We start from the raw sequence: 24,334 nt of genomic DNA on the forward strand, positions 1-24,334 counted from the left end.
TTACTGCCTGCCGCCTCCGGCTATTCCGCCGCTTTGGCCACCTGTGGGCCGCCAGCACGGATCACGCTCAACAGTTCCTCACGGCGTTTTGCTGCCTTGGCCTCTGCAGCTTGCTTGACCGGGCCGAAGCCTCTGATCTGTTTGGGCAATTCAGCCAAGGCGACAATCGCCTCACGGGTCTGATCGGTCAACAGGCCCAGCGCCTCGGCAAGATCTGTCTCATATTGCTTGATCAGAGCGCGCTCCATCTTGCGTTCTGCCGTATAGCCGAAGACATCCAGCGGCGTACCACGCAGCCCTTTCATCCGCGCCATAATCCGCAAGGGGCGCTCAAGCCATGGACCAAATTCACGTTTCATCGGGCGGCCATTGGGGCCGGTTTTCGACATCAGGGGCGGCGCCAGGTTAAAGGACATTTTGAAATCACCCTCAAACTCTGCCTGTGCCTGTTCTCGGCTTTTCAGCAACAGACGCGCCACCTCGTATTCGTCTTTGTAAGACAGCAGTTTGTGGTAACCTTCGGCCACCGCAGCCTTCACCGTGTCATCCCCAATGCTATTGACCAGCTTGGCATAGCGTTTGGCCAGACGTTTGCCCTGATACTGCGTCAGATGATCCATCCGGAAGGCAATCCGGTCCTCCAGCGTTTTGGGCAATGCCATCACCTTGGGCTCTGACACACGCTGTGCATCCTCAGGATACAGCGCTGCCCAGCGCCCGATATCAAAAGCCCGCAGATTGCGCTCTACCGCAGCGCCGTTCAGGCGGATCGCTTCTTGCATAGCCTCCAGTGACAGCGGCAGCAGCCCTTTCTGCCATGCCCCCCCCAGAACCATCATGTTCGAGAAAATTGAATCCCCCAATGCGGCCTTGGCCAGTTCGGAGGCATCAAACAAGGTCACCCCTTCCTTCAGCCGCGCTTCAAGCGCCAGGGTCAGACGGTCATAAGGCATCTGGAACTCTGTATCGCGGGTGAAATCGCCGGTAATGATCTGATGCGAATTCACAACCGCGCCCGTGCGCCCGCCTTGGGTCAGGCCCAGCGTCTTGGAACCGGCAGAGACCACCAGATCCCCCCCGATAAGGGCATGGGCTTCGCCTGTGGCCACGCGGATGGCTGAAATATCCGCGGGATCATTTGCCAGACGGCAATGGATATGCACTGCGCCCCCCTTCTGGGCAAGGCCGGCCATCTCCATCATGCCAGCGCCTTTACCGTCCAGTTGCGCCGCCTGCGCCATCAATGCGCCGATGGTCACAACACCGGTCCCACCAACACCGGTGATCACCACGTTATAGGTGCCATCGATCAGTGGCAGCTCTGGCATTGGCAGATCGGGGATTTTAATTTCAGTGGTCGGATCTTTGCGCACATTTGCGCCTTCCAGCGTCACAAAGGACGGGCAGAAGCCGTTAATACAGGAGAAATCCTTGTTGCAGGAGGATTGATCAATCGCGCGTTTACGCCCCAATTCGGTTTCTGCCGGCACAAGCGACACACAGTTGGATTGCACGCCGCAATCACCACAGCCTTCACAGACATCGGTATTGATAAACAACCGCTTGTCAGGATCAGGGAACAGCCCCCGCTTGCGACGCCGGCGTTTCTCGGCCGCGCAGGTCTGGATATAGACAATCGCGCTCACGCCTTCCTTGGTGGCAAAATCCTTTTGCACCGTTTCCAGCATGGCACGTTCATGCATCGCTACCCCCTTGAAAGCAGCGGCATCAACGTCCTCTTTCTCGTCATAGACAACGGCAAGGTTCTTTACCCCCATGGCCTGCAACTCGGCCACGATCCGGGGGGCGTCCAAATCCCCCTCGTTGTTCTGACCACCGGTCATGGCGACCGCATCATTATAGAGAATTTTATAGGTGATATTGGTTCCCGCCGCGAGGGCCGCACGGATCGCCTGTACCCCCGAGTGGTTATAGGTGCCGTCCCCAAGGTTCTGGAACACATGTTTGCGGGTGGAAAACGGTGCCTCGCCGATCCAGTTCGCCCCCTCGCCGCCCATATGGGTAAATCCGGTGGTTTCTCGGTCCATCCACTGCACCATATAGTGGCAACCGATCCCGGCATAGGCGCGGCTGCCATCGGGCACCTTGGTAGATGAGTTATGTGGACAGCCGGAACAGAAATACGGCATCCGCGCAGCGATATCCTCTGCGTTGTCCGCACGGCGCGCCTCATCAAGGGCCGCCATCCCCGCCTTAAGCCCGTCGGTATCGCGGCCTTCTTCAATCAGAATTTCGCCAAGCTTTTGCGCGATATAGATGGGGTCAAGCGCACCCCGGGTCGGAAACAGCTCTTCGCCATGTTCAAGGCCCGCGCCACCGCCCTTGTACCAGCCGTAAACCCGACGGTGCTGATCTGAGAACAACGCCTCTTTGATCTGTACCTCAATCAGCTTGCGCTTTTCCTCAACCACAACCACCAGATCAAGCCCTTCGGCAAAATCATGAAAGCCGCGCATGTCCAGCGGAAAGGTCTGGCCAACCTTATAGAGTGATAGCCCAAGGCGCTCCGCTTCGTTTTCGTCAATGTTCAACAAGCTCATGGCGTGGATCAAATCCAGCCAGTTCTTACCCGCAGCAACAAAACCGATCTTGGCACCGGGTTTACCCCAGACGCGCTTGTCCATCTTGTTGGCATGGCTGAACGCTTCGGCGGCGTAGCGCTTGTAATCAATCATCCGGGCTTCTTGATCATGTGGGGTATCCCCCAACCGGATGTTCAACCCGCCTTCGGGCATGTCAAACTCCGGTGTGATCAGCTGCATCCGGTTCGGATCACCGTTGACCACACTGGTGGCTTCAACCGTGTCCTTCATTGTCTTCAGGCCAACCCACAACCCCGAGAACCGCGACAACGCCCAACCATAGATGCCGTAGTCAAGGATCTCCTGCACGCCTGCCGGGCTGACCACCGGCATATAGGCATCGACCATGGCCCATTCGGACTGGTGCAGCACGGTCGAGGATTCGCCGGTATGGTCATCCCCCATCGCCATCAACACACCACCATGGACAGAGCTGCCGGCCATATTCGCGTGGCGCATCACATCACCGGAACGGTCAACCCCCGGTCCCTTGCCGTACCACAGACCAAAAACACCGTCGTACTTCCCTTCACCGCGCAGCTCCGCCTGTTGCGACCCCCAAAGCGATGTTGCCGCCAGATCCTCGTTCAACCCCGCCTGAAACGTAACCTCATGGGCGCGCAACACCTTCTCGGCCTTGGACATCTGCAAATCCACCGCCCCAAGAGGCGATCCGCGATACCCTGTTACCAGACCGGCGGTGTTCAACCCCGCCGCCCGGTCGCGCGCAGATTGCATCAACATCATCCGCACCAACGCCTGCGTGCCGTTCAGTAGGACGGTTGACCTCTCCAAATCAAATCGGTCGTTAAGTGAAATCTTCTGGCTGGTCATGGCGTTCTCCCTCGGTGCGATGATCTGGCGGCAGTTTTGTCAATTATAGGTCATAAATGCTGACCTGTATATAGGATTTTCTGAACTTCTGCCGCTATTATTCCCCTTCCCCCTATGCCTGCGGGGGCACTATAGGATACAAACTGCCCAATCCGGGCATGTGCCGACGGTGCCAATAGGGGACAAAATCAAATGGATTGGGACAAGCTAAGGATTTTTCACGCTGTCGCAGATGCCGGTTCCCTCACCCATGCGGGGGACAAGCTGAACCTGTCACAATCCGCGGTTTCCCGACAGATTCGCGGCCTGGAAGAACAGCTGAACACAAACCTGTTCCACCGCCACGCCCGCGGTCTGATCCTGACAGAACAAGGCGAATTGTTATTTGATGCCACAAGCGCCATGACAAAACGTCTGGACACCGCTTCTGCGCGAATTCGTGACAGCGAAGAAGAAGTATTCGGCGAATTGCGCGTCACCACGACCACCGGTTTCGGTACCCTGTGGTTGGCACCGCGCCTGCCAAAACTCTATGAGAAATTTCCAGACCTCAGGGTTGATCTGATGCTTGAGGAACGGGTGCTGGACCTGCCAATGCGCGAAGCGGATGTCGCGATCCGTATGAAAGAACCCTCGCAGGCCGATTTGATCCGCAAAAAGCTGATGATGATCAAAATGTGCCTCTACGCCTCGCCTGCCTACATTGAGGCCAACGGCATTCCTGCGACCGTTGAGGGGATGCACGCGCATCGGCTGATCTGCCAGAATACGGAAAGCGATCAGGTTGGTGCGGGTGTAACCCTGATCCAGCAAGTGATGATGAATGAGGTCCGGTCTCTACTGACCGTAAACAACTATTTCGGCGTGCTGCAAGGTGTGCTGCATGACCTTGGAATCGGTATCTTGCCTAACTATTTGACCGAGGATTTCCCCGAACTTGTTCAAGTCCTTCCGGAAGTACAATCAGCAGATGTGCCTGTTTTTCTGGCGTACCCCGCTGAACTGCGCCAATCAAAGCGGGTTTCTGCGTTCAAGGATTTTGTTCAAGACGAAATCATCAGCTACCGTAAGAGATTGAAAGATTTGTAAGTTTCGAAAGGTATGCGTAAAACACATATCGGATATGACGTGAATTAAGCGTTCATGACTTGATCGGGGGCACTTCGCCACTTACTTCATCGGTATAGAGTTAACGACCGCAAGGTTGTTTCTTTATACCTCCCTGTTGGACTTGGCCGAGCTTTGCGCTCGGCCTTTTTTTTGGCCATTTGGTCCGGCGAGGCCATTTGCCCCCTGCAAGGATAGCGCTGCATGTTGGCCTCTTGCATCAAAGCAGGCCGCATTCGCTCTGCTCTATTTCGCAATCTAAACCATAAGACACGCCCAGGTCGGAATTGTCAGATGAGAACATTCCCAAAACAAAACAGTTAGATACGTCGAAGTGCCACCTAGAGCGCCCCACCTTAAACATGAATCGCTTTCGCTGCCTCTCCCTTTGGTCGAACGCAAAAGCGATATGTGATGGCTCAGGTTAAAGGCGGTACGCTTTAGGGCCTGTGGACAATCATCCTGCCGCACTGATTTCAGTCCCAAATTGCTCAGTTCCAGACAAGAAAGCGCAGGACTAACGGGTTAATTCCAGCTTTCTTAACGCAGAACTGGGCAATTTGGGCGAAATCGCTACGCGACGCGGTCAATTCGGCTCGCCAGCGGCAAAAGGGGTTTCGCGCCAGTGCGGCAGGATGATTGTCCACAGGCCCTAGAATTCCAATAAATTTTGGAACTTTTCCCACCGGCTGCCTGTTGAATGTCCAAGACCGCAGCAACTGCGGAGCTATTGATACGAAAGGAAGATGAAATGACACGTTCAATTCTCGCGACAACAACAGCCATTGCAACGCTGGTGACAACCTCTTTCGCCTTTGCTGCCGAAAATGCTGCAAGCGACTTGCAGGGCAATTCTCCAGCAGTCACTGAAGGTGGCAACGCCAATGTGGTGGGTTCAACGCCAACCTCCGGCGATTTGGCAAGCAAGCGTTTTGGCATTGGCGAATCCGAATATGATCCGACACGTATGGCAATGACGCAACAACAGTACGACGCATTGAACGCCGCGATCGGTGCAGAGTTCAAAACCAGTGACGGCAAAGTTCTGGGCATGATCGAAGATGTGACAATCGACGGTCAGGGCAATCCAAACCTTGAAGTCGATCTGAACGACGACACAAAGATCGACGCCGATAATCTGGTGATCACCCTATTGCCGGACAGCATCGTATTGAAAGAAGGCAAGATTTTCATCGATACGTCAGAGGACAACCTGTATCTGCAAGCGCAGGACGGCTCGAAAGCGGATGACGAGTCACGCACAACTGTCATCGTGATGTAAGCAGCGCGAAATTTGCCGGCACGTGCAGCTGGCGCAGACCGCATCCCGAAAGGGGTGCGGTCTTTTTGTATCTGGTTCCGGCTGCCCCCTTCCCCCTTCTGCACGCTTGCACTAAGAACCGCAGCATCAGCGCCAAGGGGACAAACCGTATGCAAGAACCTGCCATCACCGATGAACTGATCGCCGCTCACGGATTCACCGCCGACGAATTCGCCGAGGTCAAGAATATCCTTGGCCGCGATCCGAACTATACGGAAATGGGCATCTTTTCAGCGATGTGGAACGAACACTGTTCCTATAAGTCTTCGAAGAAATGGCTGCGCACCCTGCCCACGGAAGGCCCGCAAGTCATCTGCGGCCCTGGCGAAAACGCCGGCATCGTGGATATTGGTGACGGTCAGGCGCTGGTCTTCAAAATGGAATCGCATAACCATCCCAGCTATATCGAGCCCTACCAAGGGGCCGCGACCGGGGTCGGCGGCATTTTGCGTGACGTATTTACCATGGGCGCGCGCCCCATTGCGGCAATGAACTCGCTCAGCTTTGGCCGCCCCGATCACCCAAAAACCCGCCAGCTGGTGCATGGTGTTGTGGCCGGCGTTGGCGGCTACGGCAATTGCTTCGGCGTGCCAACCGTTGGTGGCGAAGTGCGGTTTGATACGGCCTATGACGGCAACTGTCTGGTCAATGCTTTCGCAGCCGGCCTGGCAGACGCGGACAAGATCTTCTACTCGGCAGCTTCTGGTGTTGGGATGCCTGTTGTCTACCTCGGGGCCAAAACGGGCCGCGACGGCGTCGGCGGTGCAACCATGGCCTCGGCTGAATTCGACGACACAATCGAGGAAAAGCGCCCCACAGTCCAAGTTGGTGACCCCTTCACCGAAAAACGCCTGATGGAAGCAACGCTGGAACTGATGGCCACCGGTGCCGTAATCTCTATTCAGGATATGGGGGCCGCCGGCCTGACTTGTTCTGCGGTGGAAATGGGCGACAAAGGCGGGCTCGGCGTGCGTCTGGACCTTGAAAAGGTGCCGACCCGCGAGCTGAACATGACCGCTTATGAAATGATGCTATCAGAGTCTCAGGAACGCATGTTGATGGTCCTGAAACCCGAACTTGAGGCCGAAGCCAAAGCCGTCTTCGACAAATGGGACCTTGATTTTGCCATCGTTGGCGAAACACTGGCCGAAGACCGCTTCCTGATCATGCTGAACGGGGAACTCAAGGCGGACCTGCCGCTGAGCAAACTCGCCTCAACCGCCCCGGAATACGACCGCCCCTGGGTCGAAACGCCCGCAGCCGAACCGCTTGCTGACGTCCCCGGCATTGACCCGATTGACGGGCTTAAGGCGCTGATCTCGGATGTGAATTACGCTGCCAAGAACTGGGTGTTCGAACAATATGACACCATGGTGATGGGCGATTCCGCGCGCACGCCCGGCATTGGCGCTGGGATCATCCGGGTGCATGGCACAGAAAAATCCATCGCCTTCACCTCAGACGTGACACCACGCTACGTCAAGGCAAACCCGATTGAGGGCGGCAAACAAGCCGTTGCCGAAGCCTATCGCAACTTGACCGCTGTAGGTGCCAAGCCACTGGCGACAACGGATAACATGAACTTCGGCAACCCCGAAAAACCGCAAATCATGGGCCAGTTCGTCGGTGCAATCAAAGGCATCGGCGAAGCGGTTTCCGCATTGGACATGCCCATCGTGTCGGGCAACGTCTCGCTTTATAACGAAACCGATGGTACCGGCATCCTGCCCACCCCGACGATTGGCGCTGTGGGGCTGATCGAACATCCCGATCACATCATCGGTTGTGACGTGCGCGAGGGCCATGTGGCGCTGGTGCTGGGGGAAACCACAGGCCACCTTGGACAATCTGCCCTGCTGGCAACCGTCTTTGGCCGCGATGAGGGCGACGCACCTGCGGTCGACCTTGCTTTGGAAAAAGCCCATGGCGATTTCATCCGTGCCAACCGCGAAATGATCAAAGCCTGTACCGACCTCAGCGATGGCGGCCTTGCACTGGCAGCCTTTGAGCTGGCCGAAACCGCCGACGTCGGCGTCACCCTCGACGCAGCTGATACGCCAACCCTGTTCGGCGAAGATCAGGCGCGCTATCTCATCGCCTGCAACTTCGATCAGGCAGAGGCTCTGATGATTGCCGCCACAGCAGCAGGGTTGACCCTGACCACCATGGGCAAGTTCGGCGGCAACGATGTCACTATGGGCGGAGTTGGCGCACCTCTTGGCGAACTTTCCGCCCTCTACCGCGGCACGTTCGAAGCAACCTTTGTCTAAACCACCTGGTTTCGGAGCCGCCCTTGCGTTATACCGGGCGGACGGGGCAGCGGGGTTCTGCCAAGATCAATCGCCGAGGGCCCCGCTTGCGGGAGACGGCTATTGGTCTTGGCGGGGGCACGATGCTCTGTCAGGCAGGGATGGCGCAAGGGCGGCTTGGAGACCATTTGGTTTTGGTGAGCCCGCAGCGCCTTTTCTGTCCCCCACAAGCCACAAAGCGCCAAGGTGGGATGCTCAAACAGCCGCCATCAGCCGTGCTTTCTCGCCCATATCATCGGTACGCGAAATCACCTGCGCCAGTTCCTCAAGCGAGGCAATCGAATGGCCCGCGCGAAAACTGTCCACATGAGGCAACATCGCACGGATACCCGCCGCCTTGGGCGCAAACCCGTCCCAGCGCAGCAGAGGATTGAGCCAGATCACCCGCCGTGCCGTCAAATGCAGCCGCTGCATCTGGCGTGCCAAATCGTCGGGGGCATCCCGGTCCAGCCCGTCCGTGATCAGTAAAACAACCGCGCCCTGCCCCATCACACGGCGCGACCAATCGCGGTTGAACGCTTCAATAGAAGCCCCAATCCGCGTGCCGCCCTCCCAATCCTGCGCCTCTGCCCCTGCCGCCGCGAGTGCCGCATCAACGTCACGTGTCGCCAAATGCCGCGTGATATTCGTGAGCCGGGTGCCAAAGGTAAAAGCATGGACCTGCGCCCACCCCGCCCCTTTGGCATTGCTGACCGCATGAAGGAAATGCAGGATCACACGGCTGTACTGGCTCATTGATCCGGAGATATCGCACAGCACCACAAGGTTGGGATAGCGCGGACGTGGTGTCTTGAACGCCAATTGCTGCATCTCGCCACCACGGCGCAGAGCCGCCCGCAGAGATCGGGCAGCATCAATCCGGCCTGTCGGGGCGGCCATCGCCCGCCGCGACGGCAGGGGTTTCACCGGCAGGCTGAGCCGCGCCAACATGCGCTTGGCCTCGGCCATTTCCGCCAGTGACATCTGTTCAAAATCCAGCGTCCGCAACCGTTCCGTAGATGACATGGTGAAGCTGGCGTCGACCTCGATCAACGCATCCTCCTCTGGTGTTTCCGCCTCTTCCTCTTTGGGCGGGGCCTCTGCCCCATCCAGCAGCGCCTCGGCTGCGCGTTTTTCAGCCGCCTTGGCGGGGCGATCTTCCTGCACCCCGCGGATGGCTGGCAGCATCGCAGCCATCATATGCTCAAGATAGCGTGGATCACGCCAATAGAGCCGGAACAGCTGGGCAAAAACAGTGCGGTGCTCGGGGCGGTTCACAAAACAGGCGTGCAACGTCCAGTAAAAGTCGCGCTTGTCCGAAAACCCCGCCGCCTCGACCGCGCGGATCGCGTCAATAACACGACCCGGCCCGATGGGCAGACCCGCGCGGCGCAGGGCGCGGGCAAAATGGGTGATATTACCCGCAAGTTTGGGATCATCCGGCAGGTCGAGGGGTATATGTTCAACCATAAATGGTTGATTGGAGGTTCCACCTCCAAACCTCCGCAGTATTTAAGGCCAAAAAGAGGATCATGCTGGATCGAGGCTTGCTTTGGCCTGATCCAGAATGCGTTTGGCTTCGGAGCCCTGCAATTTGGCGATGTCATCCTGATACTTGAGGATCGCACCCAGCGTATCCGCGATGACTTCGGGGCTGAGAGTGATCACATCCAACGCCAGCAGGCATTTTGCCCAGTCAATAGTTTCAGCTACGCCGGGCTTCTTGAACAAATCCTCTGTTCGCAGTTGCTGCACAAAGGCGACCACCTCGCGGCTGAGGTTTTCAGCAGCCTCGGGCGCACGGGCCTGCAAAATCTCCATCTCGCGATCAAAATCAGGATAATCCACCCAGTGATACAGGCATCGGCGTTTCAACGCGTCATGCACTTCGCGGGTGCGGTTCGAGGTCAGGATGACGATCGGTGGATGCGGTGCTGTGATTGTGCCCATTTCGGGGATAGTGACCTGAAAGTCGCTCAACGCTTCGAGCAGGAAGGCCTCAAACGGGGCATCGGTGCGGTCCAACTCATCAATCAACAGGATCGGCGCGCCGTTTTCATCCGGACGCATCGCCTCAAGCAGCGGGCGTTCGATCAGATATTTATCGCTAAACAGATCAGCCGTCAGTGCCTCTGTATCTGCACCACCTGCGGCTTCGGCGGCACGGATCGCAACCATTTGTGCCGGGAAATTCCATTCATAGACCGCCGAAGAGGCATCAAGCCCTTCGTAACATTGCAAGCGGATCAATTTCCGGTTCAATCCCGCGGCCAGCGCCTTGGCAATCTCGGTTTTGCCAACCCCTGCCTCGCCCTCCAGAAACAGCGGTCGGCCCAAGCGCAGGCTCAGGAACATCACGGTGCCAAGATCACGGCCACAGATATACCCCTGATTGCCGAGCATCTCCTGCACCGTATCAATGCTTGTCATTTCAGTCATTGCATTCCCCCTGATATGCCAAAGGTGCATCTGCGCGCGCCGGGGTCAAGTCATCCGATTTGCCTAATTGTCACGCCCTGTGCTGGGACTGCTTCCCAGATTGACGCGATTCGGACAGGCTGGCATAGTCTGGGAAAAGAAACAGAGGTTCCGGGGCATTGTATTCCCGAACCCGGAGGCGGACATGGAAACGAGTATCAACTTCCCCCGGATATGCGGGTGATGGCAGATTTGCGCATCACAGCTGTCACTTGCGTCAAGAACGAAGGGCCTTTCCTGCTGGAATGGATCGCCTTTAACCGTTGTATTGGCGTAACGGATTTCTTGTTCTATTCAAATGATTGCACGGATGCGACCGACCTGCTGCTGGACCAGTTGGAAAGCCACGGTCTGCTGGCGCATTTGCCAAACCCCGCAACCAACCGCAATTACCAGATGCAAGCCTTGAAAGCCGCGCGCCGCCATCCTTTGGTGAAACAAGCCGATTGGGTTTGGATTGCCGACGTTGACGAGTTCCTGAACATTCATACAGGGGATCACACCATTCCAGACCTGATTGACGCCTGCAACAATCCACAGGCAATTTCAGTTACCTTTCAGTTCATGGCCAACAATGGGGTTGAGAGCTATGTGGACGAACCCGTCATTACACAATTCCTGAACAGCCATAACCCCGACATTTGGGGCGCGGATACGGCAATCGAGGTGAAATCACTGGTACGGCGCGATTTTCCAACCGAGTATTTTGGTGCCCACCGGCCCTTCCACGATGATGAAAAAGCGAAACCGGCATGGACCGACGGATCAGGCCGGCAGGTGCCGCCACCGTTCCGCAAGGCCGCAGGCAAGCGGCGCATTCGCGCCTTTCCGGCCCGTGACGCCCGTCACCACGCCACCCTGAACCACTATGCCCTGCGCTCGCTTGATAGTTATCTGGTCAAGAATGACCGCGGGGACGTGAACCGCGAACACCGTGCTTTCGACGACAGCTATTGGCGCGAACGCAATGATCCGGGCTATTTCGACAACAGCATTCTGCGCTATGAAACCGCTCTGCGGGCAGAAATGGCACGGCTGATGGCGCTGGAGGGCGTGGCAGATTTGCACGCCCGGGCCGTGGCCCTGCACCGCGAGAAACGCGACAGCCTGCTGGCGCAGGAAAGCTATCAGCAGATGCGCGAACAGCTGCGCAATGCATCCCACCTCAGCGATGCTGAAGCTTCTATTCTCAAGGAGCTGACAGGCGCGTGATCCCGAACCCCATCATCAGCCTGAGCCTGCCCAAATCGGGCACGACCACCCTTGCCACCGCCCTGCGCCGTGCTGGGTTGAACGTCATTGACTGGCGCATTCGCGACGCGCAGACCTTTCGCGAAGACCTCAAGGACCAGCTGATCGCGCCACTGATGTATGAGGATTACTTTGACAGCGGCGACCCGCTGGCGCGGTTTGACGAATTTCATGCCATTACGGAAATGAGCGCAATCAATGGCAAGTTGAGCATGTGGCCCCAAACCGACAGCGGCATGTTGGGGGCCATTCTGAAACATCACCCGGGGGCCAAGTTCCTGTTATCAATGCGTGACCCGACAGCGGTTGCAAACAGCATCATGGGCTGGAACAATCTGGGTCAGGTCCGCCTGCCACGTAACGACGTGCCCGGCCTTCCCCGCCCCTATGGCGGCAACGTCGAAAACCTGACGCAATGGGTTAACGGGCATTATGATTTCTGCTGCCGCTTCTTTGGCCGCTCACCGAACTTTCTCGCCTACGAGTTGGAGGAAAAGGATGTGCATCTGCGGATCAGCAGGTTCCTGCGCCTTGAACTGCCGTGGTGGGGCAAAGCCAATATGAATATCCGCCGGAAAGAAGCACCGGATGGCGAAAGCAATGATCATGTCGAAACCTGACCTTACCCTGCTGATCGGGCCGACCGAAAAGTCCGCCATGCGTTTTCGCAGCCTGCTCAAGGAAAAATCCGGGCCCTTGGCCAAAAAGGGGATCATCGCCCCGGCATGGAACCATGTGCGCCTTTATGCCGCCTGCGCCGAGGCCGGCGAAATCACCATGCTGCGCTACCGGCGCGGGTTAGACAATCCACTGGTACAACAGACCCTGACCGCAGAGTTTATCAACCTGTTTGAAAAAGAACTGCCTCAGATGGCGGGCAAACATGTGGTCTTGGTTTCGGCGCAACTGGGCAACCTTTTGTTCTCCCCCAACGAAATCGCACGGCTGCACGAACTGATTACCCCCTATTTCAATCACATCCGTATTGTTGCCCATGTAGAGGAACAGGCCCGCTTCTTGGCACAGCACTATAGCTTTGCCGTGCTTGAAGGCCGCGACACCCCGCTGGATCAGGAAATGGCACTGGCCGAACAAACAGACTGGTGGGCCGGCGCATTGGCTATGCGGGGAAGGAGCGAACCGCTGTTTGGTGTCTTTGACGACATTCACGCGCCGCCTTGCTGGCTGGACTACCAGACCCTGCTAAACCTATGGGAAGAGGTTTTTGGCAAAGGCAATGTAGCGCTGCGCCCCCTTGATCAGACAATGCTTGGCTCGGATGCCGGGATGGATGTGGTCTGTAATGCTTTGGGCATCAAGAACACCTTTGGCAAAGTCGGCACCGACCGCCCGGCACGGGCAGAACCGGCCGCCTCGCTGGCCCGTATGCGGCAAATGAACGATATGTTGATCCGGTACGGCAAAGTCCGCGACATGATCATCCCGCGCGACATCTGGACCCAGGTCCACAAAAACGTGCGCACAACCGGGACCGCAATTGAAGCGGGCAGCCTTGCTGTGGTGTCCGACCACTTCGCCGCAGATAATGCCGCTCTGGTCAAACGATTTCCCGATCTGGAAAACGTGCTGCGCCCTGATCCGCCACGCGAACCGTGGAAAGAGGCCGAGCCGACAATGGGATTTCGCGCCAGCCAGTATCTGGCTGCCTTTTCCCATGCCCTGCGCAAGGCCTCGACTTCGGCGGCAGACAAACGTGCCGAAGCAGAAGCGGCACGAAAAGCCGCAGAAAAATTCGACAGCATTCTGGCAGGCGAAACCACGGACAAGGCCACACAAGAGGCCAACAAACGCTTGCTGAACCGGGTCAAGGTCAACCACCAGATGGTAATGTCGACCCAGTTCAAACCGCACAACAATCAGGGGACGGTGAACGAGGAAGAGCTGGCCGCGCCCTATTCCGCCATACCGCCCCGCCCCCTTAAGGACGGCAGCACCGGCAATGTGATTGTCGGCTGTATGAAAAACGAAGCACCTTATATCGTGGAGTGGATCGCCTATCACCGGGCCATGGGGGTCGATAACTTCCTGATCTACACAAACGATTGCAGTGATGGCACCGACGACGTGCTGGACCGATTGATGGAAATGGGCATTGTTGAACATCGCAACAATGACAACTGGAAGGGCAATTCCCCCCAGCAACATGCGCTGAACAAATCACTGAAAGAGCCGCTGATCCAGAACGCAGAGTGGATCGCGCATATTGACGTGGATGAATTCATGAACGTGCGCACAGGCAACGGCACGTTGGATGATCTATTTGCCGCCGTGCCCGATGCCACCAATATCGCAATGACCTGGCGGTTGTTCGGCCATAATGGCGTCACGCAGCTGGCGGATGATTTTGTGATCGAGCAGTTTGATGCCTGCGCCCCGAAATACTGTCCCAAGCCGCATACCGTCTGGGGTTTCAAGACCATGTTCCGCAACATCGGCGCCTATGCCAAGATTTCCTGCCACCGTCCCAACAAGCTGGACGAGAAATTCGAGAGTAAGGTTAAATGGGTGAACGGATCGGGTCAGGACATGACTGGCGATGCCGCCCATAACGGCTGGCGATCTTCCAAGAAAAACATCGGCTATGACCTGCTGCAATTGAATCACTACGCCCTGCGCAGCGCCGAAAGCTTCCTGATCAAACGTCAGCGCGGGCGCGCCCTGCATGTGGACCGGTCGATCGGGATCAACTATTGGATTCGTATGGATTGGTCCGATTTCCGTGACCTCACGATCAAGCGCAACATCCCGCGCCTGCGCGCTGAATATGACCGCCTGATGCAGGATTCGAAACTGAGACAGGCCCATCGGGACGGGCTTGCCTGGCACAAGGCCAAGGCCGCGGAGCTGCATGGCAAACCGGAATTTGCCGAGCTTTACAGTCAGGCCCTAGACGTAAAACTGAATGAAACAGAGCGTGTAGCCTATGCGCTTTCTCTGGATATGGAGAGCTGACATGGACGGCGAGACACGGAAAAACAGTGAATTCATCATGTCGCGTGGCATGAAATTCCCACGCCACCCCGAAATCATGCAGGGCAAGATCCGCCGGATGCTGCGCCGTGGCGTCTATGAACGCAAAGAAAGCGAAGCCGCGCTGCGGGTGGTGCGTGCCGGTGACGTGGTTGTCGAACTGGGCGGCGGCATCGGCTATATGTCCACATTGGTTGCCACTAAACGCAAGATCGAATCCGTGCATGTGTTTGAGGCAAACGCCAATCTGATCCCTTACATGAAACAGGTCCACGAAGTGAACGGCGTCACCAACGCCCATGTCACCAATGCCATCCTTGGACCGCGCAAGGGCAAGGTCGACTTTTATGTGCGCGACCCGATGCTGGGCTCATCCATGGAGATTTTGGAAGGCGAAGTCGATCCCCCCGCGGTCAAGGTTGACGTGCTGGAGGCGAAATCCACCTTCAAAGACATCGGGGCAAGCGTGTTGATCTGTGACATCGAAGGGGCCGAGGTTGATCTGATCCCGTCAATCGACCTGACCGGTCTGCGCGCCGCGATCATTGAAACCCATCCGCAATGGATCGGCCCCGAAGGTATTCAAAAAGTGTTTCGCGCCTTTATGGATGCCGGCCTGACCTATTACCACCGCGGCTCCGAGGGCAAGGTGGTTGCATTCCGTAACCGCTGGTAATGGGCCATCTTGCAATCCTTTGTGTGCGAAACGAGGCGGCCTTTCTATTGGAATGGCTGGCCCACCACCGTGCTATTGGATTTGATGATTTTCTTGTCTTTTCAAATGATTGCACCGATGGCACTGACCTGATGCTGGACCGGTTGGCGCAGATGGGCCTGTTGACCCATGTGCGCAACTCCGGTCCTTATGACAAAGGCGGCATCCAGTTCACCGCCATGAAAGCGGCGGCCAATATGGCGCAGGTCAAACAGGCCGAATGGATTTTACCGCTGGATGTGGACGAATTTGTCAACATCCACACCGGGGATCACACATTGGCAGCCCTGCACGCCGCTCTGCCCGACGCCAGCGCCATCACCCTGACATGGCGGTTGTTTGGCACCTCTGGGCAGTCCCGGTATCAGGACATCCCGATCCTTGACACATTTACCAAATGCGCGCCGGTGGTGCTGCACTGGCCGTGGCGTGCGGCGATGTTCAAGACGCTGTACCGCAACGATGGCACCTACAAAAAACCCGGTGTGCATCGCCCGCGCGCGCCTGACAAAACCCGCTTGCAAGAGGCCCGTTGGCGTGATGGCAGTGGGCGCGCCCTGCCCGATCCCTTCAAGACCAAGCGTATCTTTTCCAACTACGGTCAGGACAATTACGCTCTGGCACAGCTGAACCATTACCCGCTGGGCGCCTTAGAATCCTATGTGTTGAAGGCCGATCGTGGCCGCGCCGTACATGCGGACGACATGTTGGGACTCGACTATTTTGTCGATCGTAACTTTAACACAGATACCGATACAACGATCCAGTCGCTGGCCCCGCAACGCGCAGCCGAACGCGCGGCACTGGAAGAGGACGCCACCCTAACGTCCTTGCACAGTCAAGCCGTTCAATGGCGCAAGACCCGCTTTTCAGAGTTGTTGAAACAAGATGCGTTTCGCGCCCTCTTTGGCCGGCTTCTGATGACGCCGCCAACCCAGCCCTTGCCGCAAAAGACCGCGCAATTCCTCAGTCGTCACGCCCGCGCAGCGCTGCACCGTAAGATTGAATAGCACCGTTTCGGCGCTAATTTTTCTAATTTCTGCCGCATTACACTTGTAGCACGGCCTTTAAATCGCACATCCAAAAGCGATACGTGGATTTGAGGACGTGGCCATGACAGATGCAACGCCAACACTAGAGACTTCTTTGCTAGACCTGCCTCGGCGGGAATGGCTGGATACCGTCGAACAGATTGTCGACGAAGATGGCTATCTGGAACCACTGGGCCGACGTCACCACGCGATTTTTGTCGAGAAGGGCAACACCCTGCTGGTGACCTTTGAAACCTTGCAAGGCATGCATGCGCTTTCGGATATGGGCCAGCCGCTGGGGTGGGAAATGCTACGCGATTACGGCTGGTCACACCTATGTCTGGCCAGCAACGGCGACACCTGGTTTCGCGATCAATCGGTCTATGGCTATTTCGACCGCCTGATTGACGACGGCTTCTTTGACGAATTCGACACAGTGATTTTCTACGGTGCAGGCCCCTGTGCCTATGCGGCGGCAGCCTTTTCTGTGGCCTCGCCGGGCGCACGTGTGCTGGCAATCCAGCCACAGGCGACACTTGATCCGCGCCTGACCGAGTGGGACGATCGTTTCACCGACATGCGGGCACAGGATTTTACCACCCGATACGGCTATGCCCCGGAAATGCTGGATGCGGCGGAACGGGCCTATGTCATCTATGATCCGCGGGAACAGCTGGACGCCATGCACGCCGCCATGTTTACCCGCCCCAACGTCGATAAATTCCGTATGCGGTTTATGGGCAATGCCCTGCAAACCGACCTTTTGGAGATGGGCACATGGGCACCGTTGCTACAGGCTGTGGCGACAGATGAATTGACCGTACCGTTCTTTGCCGAACTCTATCGCGCGCGCCGTGATTACCGCCCGTATCTGCGCAACCTGTTGGACACATTCGAGTCCGAAGGGCGCACTGGTTTGGTCGAAGCCCTATGTGCCAATGTATCAGCCCGGATGCGGGCACCGCGATTCAGGATCACATTGCGCAAATTGCATGACGCCCGCGCTGCCGCCGCGCAAAGCGAAGCAGATCAGGACTAGTCCTGCGAAGATAGCTGTGCTACCGCCGCACCCATGACAAAAACACTGACGATCCGCCGTCCTGACGACTGGCACCTGCATCTGCGCGACGGCGATATGCTGCGCGCTGTTTTGCCTCACACATCCGCCCATTTCGCCCGTGCGATCATCATGCCCAATCTGGTGCCGCCCGTAGTAACTATGGCGGATGCAACTGCATATCGTGACCGGATTGTCGCGGCTCTGCCCGAGGGTAGCGGGTTTTCTCCGCTGATGACCCTGTATTTGACCGAAAATACCGATCCCGAAGACGTGGCCGCCGCCCATGCTGCCGGTCTGATCCATTCCGTGAAACTCTATCCAGCCGGGGCCACCACCAATTCGTCCAGCGGCGTTGCCAACTTTGATAATGTCGCGCAAACCCTTGAAAAGATGGCCGAGATTGGCCTTCCTCTCTGCACCCACGGCGAAGTTACCGACAGCGACGTGGATATCTTTGACCGCGAAGCCGTGTTTATCGACCGTGTGCTGGACCCGATCCGCCGCAAACATCCCGATCTGCGCGTGATCATGGAGCATATCACCACAGCCGATGCCGTCGATTATGTGAAATCGCAACCCAAAAATCTGGCGGCGACCATCACAACCCATCATCTGGTGATCAACCGGAACCATATTCTGGCCGGTGGTATCAAGCCGCATTATTATTGCCTGCCGGTCGCCAAACGCGAGGTCCATCGCCTTGCCCTGCGCGCCGCTGCAACATCTGGCGATGCACGATATTTCCTTGGCACGGATTCCGCCCCTCATACTGACGCCAATAAGCTGTTGCCCTGTGGCTGCGCAGGGTGTTTCACCGCAATAAACACCATGTCGATCCTCGCTGAAGTCTTTGAACAAGACGGCGCGCTGGAGCATCTTGAGGCCTTCGCCAGCCGCAATGGCCCCACGTACTACGGCCTGCCCGTGAACGAGGACACCATCACCCTGACGCGGCAAGCGCCTGAATATCCAACACATATCGAAACGCCAGACGGTCCTGTCACCGTATTTGACCCTGATATGCCGCTGAATTGGTCCGTTACCTAATCACGCCAGCCTTCTGTGGAATACCACCCCTAGGCCAGAGCCACACAATCATCATCCGGAGAACATGCATGATCCCTTCCAGCTACCCTGATGCCGCCGAATTGGCCCGCCTGACCGCCCGCATGTTGCTTGAGATTAAGGCGGTGAATTTCAACTCCAAAGACCCGTTTACCCTGTCTTCCGGTCTGCCCAGCCCGACCTATGTGGATTGCCGCAAGCTGATCAGCTATCCGCGTATCCGCAGCACGCTGATGGATTTTCTGACCGTCACCGTCATGCGCAACGCCGGTTTCGAGGCCTTTGACAACATCGCTGGCGGCGAAACCGCAGGCATTCCCTTCGCCGCTCTGGTGGCAGAACGTATGGCCCTGCCGATGACCTATGTGCGCAAAAAGCCCAAAGGTTACGGCAGGAACGCCCGTATCGAAGGGGATATGACCGAGGGCCAACGCGTACTGCTGGTTGAAGATTTGACCACTGACGGCGGCTCGAAACTCAGCTTTGTTGATGCCATCCGCGAAACCGGGGCCACCTGTGCCCATACCGCTGTGATCTTCTACTATGGCATCTTCCCGCAGACGGAAAAGACCCTTGGCGATCACGGGATCGCACTGCACAGCCTTTGCACATGGTGGGACGTTCTGGCCGAAGCCAAGGCGCAAAACGCTTTTGACGCCACCACCCTGCGAGAGGTCGAAGCCTTTTTGAACGCGCCAACCGAATGGCAGGAGCGCCATAAGAAGTAGCGCCTGCGCAAATTTGACGCGCCCTAATAACACCCGATATTGACCGCGACAGCACTCTTGAGGCAAGATGTTGTGGCAGTCACGGCTTTTGCGTCTTATCCACAAAACATACAATTTGCGCGATCGCCTCGCGCACTTTAAACGATGCCGTGGGAAAACGGGTGAACCAATGAACGAAATCACGTCACTGAACGCGAATGATATTGCCGTGCAGGCACCGGAAACGATGCCGCACTCCATCGAGGCCGAACAGCAGCTTCTGGGCGCAATTCTGACCAACAACGATATTTATGACCGCATCGCTGCGATCATCGGGCCCAAACATTTCTACGACCCTGTACATGCCCGCATTTTTGACATCGCATCCCAACGCATTGCCAAGAACAACCTCGCCTCGCCCGTGACCCTCAAGGCGTTTATGGAAGACGACGAGGGGCTGAAAGAATTGGGTGGCCCTGCCTATCTTGCCCGTCTGGCCGGTGCTGCGATCTCAGCTTTTGCCGCGCGTGACTATGCCCAGATGATCTATGATCTGGCGGTGCGTCGCGACCTGATCCAATTGGGCCGCGATATCTCTGCCAAGGCCGCGCAAGTCGACGTCTCATCCGAGCCGCGCGAACAAATCGTCGAAGCCGAGCAAGAGCTGTACAAAATGGCCGAGCAAGGCCAGACAGAAAGTGGATTTCAGAGCTTTCTCAAAGCGGTAACCGACGCAGTTAATGTGGCCAATACAGCCTATCAACGCGATGGCGGGCTGTCAGGTGTCTCCACCGGCCTGATCGACATGGATGGCAAGCTGGGCGGTTTGCACCGGTCTGACTTGCTGATCCTTGCGGGTCGTCCCTCCATGGGGAAAACCTCGCTTGCGACCAACATCGCCTTTAACGTCGCCAAGGCCTACAAACGTGGCCGGCTTGCCGATGGCTCAGAAGGGGCCGTCGAGGGTGGGGTTGTCGGGTTTTACTCGCTGGAAATGAGCGCCGAACAGCTGGCCGCCCGTATCCTATCCGAAGCGGCCGAAATCCCGTCTCAGCAGATCCGCTCAGGCGATATGTCAGAAACCGAGTTCCGCCGGTTTGTCGATGCGGCCAAGGCGCTGGAGGCCTGTCCGCTTTATATCGACGACACGCCTGCCCTGCCAATCAGCCAGCTTGCCGCGCGCGCGCGCCGTCTGAAGCGGACCCACGGGTTGGACGTGTTGATCATCGACTATCTGCAACTGGTGCGCGGCACCGGGAAATCCGACAACCGGGTCAATGAAATCTCGGAAATCACCATGGGCCTCAAGGCGATTGCCAAGGAATTGGACATTCCCGTAATCGCCCTGTCGCAGCTGTCGCGCCAGGTCGAAAACCGCGAAGATAAACGCCCGCAGCTGAGCGATCTGCGGGAATCCGGATCGATCGAACAGGACGCCGACGTTGTGATGTTCGTGTTCCGCGAGGAATACTATAAAGAACGCGAAAAGCCTGGCGATCACGACCTTGAGGCGATGGCCCGCTGGCAAGAAGATATGGAACGGCTGCATGGCCGCGCCGAGGTTGTCATCGGCAAACAGCGCCACGGCCCCATCGGCACAGTCGAGCTGAGCTTTGAAGGGCGTTTCACCCGGTTTGGTAACCTTGCCAAACCTTGGCAACAGGGCGGTGGCGAGCAGGAATTCTAACCTTGGGTTGATTTTCTCCACAGGACAAAAAGCAACCTCTACCCAAACCGGGCAGAGGTTTCACTTTGAAAAGCCGTGGTTTCCCATAGATTTGCGCAACACAGTCCACCTTACTGAAAAGTTACCACGCAAACCGCCTGAAATCAGTCCACCGACTTAACCTCATAGCGCAAGCCAACCGCCGTGCCTTGGGCAAAGCCTTTCCATGCGCTATGGTCTGCCTTGGGGGTGCCGTCCTCATTCATTGACCAGACACCACCATTGGAGTTCTCGATCAGCTCAAGATAGGCCCCTTTGTCAGCATCCGCTTTCAGGCCACGATCCAGCCAGGCCGTCACAAAATGCTGGGCGATATTGTTCATGCGGACCGTGTCCCAAACCGGGTCTGTGTAATGCGACGAGATGTCAAACCCCTTGTCTTCGTTGAAGTAGAAACTTTCGGCAGGGGCCGGCATCGGGGCTGCGGTGTTGTGACCACCATTTTCAAAGGTCAGTAGGGCATGTGGCAGGTCTGAGGCATTTTCCCAAATCGCACGCACCCCTTTTTCGTACAGCGATACGGAATCCTGCGACCCTGCGATAAACAACATCGGGATGCCGATACCGGCCAGCCCATCGGCGTCCCAGAACCCCGTGTTCATCCCCCAAGGGCCGATGGCAACGGCGGTTTTGATCCGTGGGTCCGGCAGCTCCTTATGGGTCGCACTGCCAGCTTGGTGGATGCCCAAGGTGCCATGCGGCCCACCCCAAGGATACGCAACCGACGCTTCGGTCACACCGCCGCCTGCTGTGATAATCGCACCGTATCCGCCCATGGAATACCCAATAAGGCCCGTGTTATCCGCGTCATAGAGACCTGCAAAATCACCGCCCTCCGCCGCCAGTTTGACCATCTCCTCCAGCACGAACAGCTGGTCCAGCGAACGGTTCACCAAGGTAGAGCCGAAAGCGGCCTGTGTGCGGTAAGTGCTGTCAGTGTGATCAATCGAGGCCACAACATACCCTTTGGAGGCGATGTTTTCAGCCAGATGCGACAACAAGAAACGGTTGCCGGGATACCCATGGCTGATCAGTACCAGCGGATAGCCTACCGCCGCTGCCGGGGTGGCATCGCGCAGGGCACGACCTGTCAGGGAAACCTCGGTGGTGCCATCGCGCAGATAGGCCTTCAATCTGGTGTCCCCCGTTGCACCCTCAGCCGCAGGATACCACATTTCGACAGTCAGCGGACGATCATAGGTCGGCAGCTCTGCCGGTTTATCCGCAGCCGGATCGATGGACAAAATGTCGATCTGGCCCGGATTTACCATGTCCAGTTGGCGCACCCCAACAGGCAGCGCCCCGTAGGCGGCCAGTTCCGGGGCGGTGGGCAATTGGGTGTCGATGCGGTTTTCCGCCAAGCCAGCGGTTGCGGCAAGGCCAAGCGCCACGGCAATCGGGGCTCTGTTCAAAGATGTCTTCAGCATGTTTTCCTCCTCAGGTTGGGCACAGCCTTGCGCGGGGATGACTGTAGGGCAAGTATCGATTCCGTGACGTTGCATCCCATCAGCGCATATTAACATCACAGGAATGTATTACGGTTCAGCGTCACTGCCTTGCGCGCAGCCCTTGGGCCTGCTTGTTCCTGTTGCCCGATTTGGTTAAGTCAGTCACAGGTCGGGCCACATCCCGCCCCTGCCCGTACCAACTGCCACAGGACCCTAGCACCATGACCACCGCGACCCTGACGATCGACCTCACGGCGATCGCCGCAAACTGGCAGGCACTGGACAAGATGACCAACAGTGAAACCGCTGCTGTGATCAAGGCCGACGCTTACGGGCTGGGCATCGCCAAGGTTGGTCCGGCACTGGCCAATGCCGGCGCACGCGGGTTCTTTGTGGCCGCTGCCGAAGAAGGTGTCGCATTGCGCCGCGCACTTGGGTCCGGCCCGGACATCTGCGTCTTTTCGGGCCATATGCCGGGAGATGCGGACATGATCCGCTCGGCGGCCCTAACCCCGATGATCAACTCTGTCGACCAGTTGCTGACCCATGTCGAGGCCCTGCCGGGCCATCCTTTCGGGATACAGCTGGACACCGGTATGAACCGGCTGGGGATGGAGCCTGCGGAATGGTCTGCCGTGCGCGACATTGCGGTTGCCCAGCAGCCCGTGGTGATCATGTCACATCTGGCCTGTGCGGATGATCCTGACCACGTGATGAACCAGATGCAACTTGATTGCTTTAACGATATGACGCAAGGCCTTGATATTCCAAGATCCCTATCGGCAACCGGCGGCATCCTGTTGGGCGAGAAGTACCACTTTGACATCACCCGCCCCGGCGTCGGTCTCTATGGTGGCCTGCCATTTATTGATGCCACGCCAGTGGTCACGCTGGACATTCCCGTGATCCAGATTCGCGATGTGGCAGCGGGGGAAAGTGTCGGCTATGCCAATGCCTTTGTCGCCAAGACAGAAACCCGCGTGGCCACCATTGCGGCCGGTTATGCCGACGGGTTGATCCGCGCTATGGGCCAAGGCGCAACCTTGACATATGACGGCCAGCCAGTGCCGGTGATCGGGCGGGTCTCTATGGATATGATCACAGTGGATATCAGCCGCCTGTCGCAAGTACCTGAACATTTGCAGCTGATCGGCCTGCACCAGTCCGTTGATACGGTGGCCGGATTTGCCGGGACAATCGGATATGAAATCCTGACATCGCTGGGTGCGCGCTATGATCGTGTTTATCTGACGTGAGCCGGCACAACAGGATCATCACCATCCTGAACCTTGGCCTGCTGGTGGCCTATCCGGTCGCATGGTGGGCCCCGTTGATGCGGGCCGGTTTGCTGCCGCTATTTTCCCTCAACGAAATCTCGGTGCTGACCGGGCTGCAATCGCTTTGGGCCTCGGATATCTTTCTGGCGCTGGTGGTCACACTGTTTGCGCTCTTTGCCCCCTACCTCAAAACAATCGCGCTGGCCTTGGTGCATTTCGGCCTGCTGAGCCGCGTTGCCCTGCCAGCGCTGAATGTCTTGGGCAAGCTGGCGATGGCAGACATCTTTTTGATCGCACTTTATATTACCCTGTCCAAAGGCATTGGTCTGGGCCGGATCGAGGTCGCATGGGGGCTATACTTGTTCACCGGTTGCATTCTGACCTCGCTGTGGATCAGTTGGAAAACAGGACAATCTTTGGATTAGCGATTGA

The 24,334-nt window shown here is 57.3% G+C and carries 18 protein-coding genes; 14 read left to right on the plus strand and 4 right to left on the minus strand.

The annotated features are described in order from the left end of the window. Positions 1–20: 20 nt before the first annotated feature. A complete protein-coding gene (locus HKX44_RS05940; protein ID WP_276150355.1) occupies positions 21–3,437 on the minus strand; it encodes an indolepyruvate ferredoxin oxidoreductase family protein in 3,417 nt (1,138 codons plus the stop codon). A gap of 192 nt (positions 3,438–3,629) precedes the next feature. Here HKX44_RS05940 and HKX44_RS05945 point away from each other — a divergent pair, with 192 nt between their 5' ends. From HKX44_RS05945 to purL, 3 genes are all read left to right on the plus strand, one after another. Then, positions 3,630–4,526: a LysR family transcriptional regulator gene (locus HKX44_RS05945; protein ID WP_276150356.1), complete on the plus strand. Its 897-nt coding sequence runs from the start codon at positions 3,630–3,632 to the stop codon at positions 4,524–4,526. A 769-nt stretch (positions 4,527–5,295) separates the two neighbouring features. Further along, positions 5,296–5,826, plus strand: coding sequence for a PRC-barrel domain-containing protein (locus tag HKX44_RS05950; protein ID WP_276150357.1), 531 nt, complete (start codon positions 5,296–5,298; stop codon positions 5,824–5,826). A gap of 149 nt (positions 5,827–5,975) precedes the next feature. Continuing rightward, positions 5,976–8,135: a phosphoribosylformylglycinamidine synthase subunit PurL gene (purL, locus tag HKX44_RS05955; protein ID WP_276150358.1), complete on the plus strand. Its 2,160-nt coding sequence runs from the start codon at positions 5,976–5,978 to the stop codon at positions 8,133–8,135. 234 nt (positions 8,136–8,369) lie between these two features. Here the strand turns inward: purL and HKX44_RS05960 are convergent, their stop codons facing one another. Beyond that, on the minus strand, positions 8,370–9,623 hold the full coding sequence (locus tag HKX44_RS05960; RefSeq protein ID WP_276150359.1) for a VWA domain-containing protein: 1,254 nt from the start codon (positions 9,621–9,623) through the stop codon (positions 8,370–8,372). A gap of 60 nt (positions 9,624–9,683) precedes the next feature. Beyond that, positions 9,684–10,592 carry a MoxR family ATPase gene (locus HKX44_RS05965; RefSeq protein ID WP_276150360.1) on the minus strand — a complete coding sequence of 303 codons (909 nt, stop codon included), beginning with the start codon at positions 10,590–10,592 and terminating at the stop codon, positions 9,684–9,686. 231 nt (positions 10,593–10,823) lie between these two features. Between HKX44_RS05965 and HKX44_RS05970 the strand changes: the two genes are divergently transcribed. From HKX44_RS05970 to HKX44_RS06010, 9 genes are all read left to right on the plus strand, one after another. After that, positions 10,824–11,843, plus strand: a complete 1,020-nt coding sequence (locus tag HKX44_RS05970; protein ID WP_276150820.1) for a glycosyltransferase family 2 protein — start codon at positions 10,824–10,826, stop codon at positions 11,841–11,843. Continuing rightward, positions 11,840–12,502: a sulfotransferase gene (locus HKX44_RS05975; protein WP_276150361.1), complete on the plus strand. Its 663-nt coding sequence runs from the start codon at positions 11,840–11,842 to the stop codon at positions 12,500–12,502. The genes HKX44_RS05970 and HKX44_RS05975 overlap by 4 nt, the downstream gene beginning before the upstream one ends. Continuing rightward, entirely contained in the window at positions 12,471–14,855 is a 2,385-nt protein-coding gene (locus HKX44_RS05980; RefSeq protein WP_276153698.1) for a glycosyltransferase family 2 protein, read from the plus strand. Before HKX44_RS05975 ends, HKX44_RS05980 begins: the two co-directional genes overlap by 32 nt. A 1-nt stretch (position 14,856) precedes the next feature. Further along, positions 14,857–15,549 (plus strand): FkbM family methyltransferase, encoded by a 693-nt coding sequence (locus HKX44_RS05985; RefSeq protein ID WP_276150363.1) that lies wholly within the window; start codon positions 14,857–14,859, stop codon positions 15,547–15,549. Beyond that, positions 15,549–16,598: a glycosyltransferase family 2 protein gene (locus HKX44_RS05990; protein WP_276150364.1), complete on the plus strand. Its 1,050-nt coding sequence runs from the start codon at positions 15,549–15,551 to the stop codon at positions 16,596–16,598. The genes HKX44_RS05985 and HKX44_RS05990 overlap by 1 nt, the downstream gene beginning before the upstream one ends. A 103-nt stretch (positions 16,599–16,701) precedes the next feature. Next, on the plus strand, positions 16,702–17,658 hold the full coding sequence (locus HKX44_RS05995; protein ID WP_276150365.1) for a phosphoadenosine phosphosulfate reductase: 957 nt from the start codon (positions 16,702–16,704) through the stop codon (positions 17,656–17,658). A gap of 33 nt (positions 17,659–17,691) precedes the next feature. After that, a complete protein-coding gene (gene pyrC / locus HKX44_RS06000) occupies positions 17,692–18,726 on the plus strand; it encodes a dihydroorotase (RefSeq protein WP_276150366.1) in 1,035 nt (344 codons plus the stop codon). A 68-nt stretch (positions 18,727–18,794) separates the two neighbouring features. After that, complete coding sequence (locus HKX44_RS06005; protein WP_276150367.1) at positions 18,795–19,472, plus strand: orotate phosphoribosyltransferase; 678 nt, start codon at positions 18,795–18,797, stop codon at positions 19,470–19,472. 169 nt (positions 19,473–19,641) lie between these two features. After that, positions 19,642–21,138: a replicative DNA helicase gene (locus HKX44_RS06010; RefSeq protein WP_276150368.1), complete on the plus strand. Its 1,497-nt coding sequence runs from the start codon at positions 19,642–19,644 to the stop codon at positions 21,136–21,138. A gap of 143 nt (positions 21,139–21,281) precedes the next feature. On the opposite strand, the gene HKX44_RS06015 is transcribed toward HKX44_RS06010, so the two are convergent. Next, a complete protein-coding gene (locus HKX44_RS06015; RefSeq protein WP_276150369.1) occupies positions 21,282–22,604 on the minus strand; it encodes a dienelactone hydrolase in 1,323 nt (440 codons plus the stop codon). 242 nt (positions 22,605–22,846) lie between these two features. Here HKX44_RS06015 and alr point away from each other — a divergent pair, with 242 nt between their 5' ends. Together alr and HKX44_RS06025 are read left to right on the plus strand one after the other, a co-directional pair. Continuing rightward, complete coding sequence (alr, locus tag HKX44_RS06020) at positions 22,847–23,881, plus strand: alanine racemase (protein ID WP_276150370.1); 1,035 nt, start codon at positions 22,847–22,849, stop codon at positions 23,879–23,881. After that, positions 23,878–24,327, plus strand: a complete 450-nt coding sequence (locus tag HKX44_RS06025) for a paraquat-inducible protein A (RefSeq protein WP_276150371.1) — start codon at positions 23,878–23,880, stop codon at positions 24,325–24,327. Before alr ends, HKX44_RS06025 begins: the two co-directional genes overlap by 4 nt. Positions 24,328–24,334 lie beyond the last annotated feature (7 nt).

Source organism: Sulfitobacter sp. M05 (genome assembly GCF_029285175.1).
Classification (GTDB): Bacteria; Pseudomonadota; Alphaproteobacteria; order Rhodobacterales; family Rhodobacteraceae; genus Sulfitobacter.